This is a genomic window from Colwellia sp. 5_MG-2023, assembly GCF_030547795.1.
In the GTDB taxonomy this organism is placed as follows: Bacteria; Pseudomonadota; Gammaproteobacteria; order Enterobacterales; family Alteromonadaceae; genus Colwellia.
In genome coordinates this window covers 1-1,763 of record NZ_JAUOPW010000056.1, presented here as the reverse complement: position 1 = coordinate 1,763, position 1,763 = coordinate 1, and the positions used below count along the sequence as shown (strand labels likewise).

Annotated in this window: 1 protein-coding gene; it reads left to right on the top strand. The window is 33.5% G+C overall.

What is annotated here, in order from left to right:
• Positions 1-875: 875 nt before the first annotated feature.
• Positions 876-1,763: cache domain-containing protein (locus tag Q4496_RS17830; protein ID WP_303603185.1), on the top strand; the 888-nt coding region annotated here is incomplete at its 3' end.

Sequence of the window (1,763 nt, the reverse complement as noted above, 5' to 3'; positions counted from 1 at the left end):
CGTAATAAACTAACGCTCTTATTAATACACTTATATATAGGTTTAGCTAGCCAACCATGAAGCAGAGATAAGTGTTTGATTGCCTTTTTTACTTTACCTATAAACTCACTACCGGCAACAATATCCCCGTCTTCAAGCGTAAACAAGCTGCTAAGTTGAACTAAAATAGCATCCGTTTATGAGAAGATACGCCATGTTATTTGAAGAGTTTATGACGCAAGCGCGGTTTGATACTTTTAGAAATGTAGCCATAACAAACCAACCTACTGATAATAATACCTCTATTAGTGATTATAAGGTTACTTGAGCCAGCGCGACAAAATAGGTGAGTAAAATATAAAACCAAGAGTATCATTTAGTGCAAGCAAAGTATTACCAGAACTCGATAGTGATACAACTTTACTCAATCTCCTTGCCCCCCATTCAAATGACCAGTGGTAATAATTGGATAGAAAACTTAACGTTAAATCCGATGCAACCTAATAGCTTCAAAAATGGTAAACCTATAGTTATAAGGCAAGTTCAAAAAGCTATTCCTTATATTTACCATCATAAAACACAGCCTAAACATTAACTTAAACAATAAGCTTTGACATCAAAAGCAGTTAGAAATATTATGAAAAAGTGGAAATTATAATAATATTTCCTACAATGTAAGTAGATGCTTTAAATAAAGTATGTGTCGGTTAGATTGAATTCACGTCACTTATGAATATTAATTTTTATCGATTAGAGTCATTTCTAATACTAAAATAAAGTTTTATACGTACTACTTTGTAGAAATAAATATTTATAAATAGGTATGTTGAAATCTTCTATCAATTTAACGTTTAGTTTTACCTGCTTATAAAGCACACCAACCAGTAAGGGTGATCATGAACACATTAAGTATTAAGCAAAGAATTTTGTTGCTTACAATAGCTCCTATAACGCTCGCAGTATTAATTATTATGTTTTTGGTCAATATCCAACTCCAGGAACTTGGCGAAGAACAAGTTAAAAATACTAAAATTACTATGATGGAGGATAAACGAGCCACCCTTAAAAATTACGTTGATATATCATTGTCTGCCGTGAGCAGTTTAGTTGAACAAGCGAGTGGGATTAATGATGAGCAAATAAAAAATGAAGTCGCAGGCTATTTGCGTAGTATTGATTATGGTGAATCAAGTGATGGTTATATATTTGTTTTTCAATATAATGGTGAAAATGTCGTGCACTCAGCACAACCCGAACTTGAAGGGAAAAACCTCTATGATGCCAAAGATCCTCAAGGTACTCCTTTCATCAAAAAACTAATAGAGAGTGCTAAAAAAGGGGGTGATTATGTTGAATTTATGTGGAACAAACCATCTATCAATAGGGATGTTGCAAAATTAGGATATGCAAAACCAATAGAAAAATTTCAATGGATGGTAGGCTCGGGTTTTTATATTGATGATATTGAAAGTGAAGTTGCCAGCATTCGAATGAAGATTGATACAAGTATTAATAAAGCCATGGTGCTTATAGGAACTGTTGGTGCTGCTTTGATCGTACTTGTGATTTTTATCAGTCTTTATGTTTCCGCTAAAATCACCCGCCCCTTATGTGATACCGCAAATGCCTTAGATGACATTAGCCAAGGTGAAGGTGACTTAACTCGCCGTTTAAAATTATATTCTGAAGATGAAGTTGGACAAGTAGCAAAAGGATTCAACTTATTTGTAGATAAAATGCAACAATCAGTTTTAGAAGTGAAGAATGGTATTACTGATCTGAGT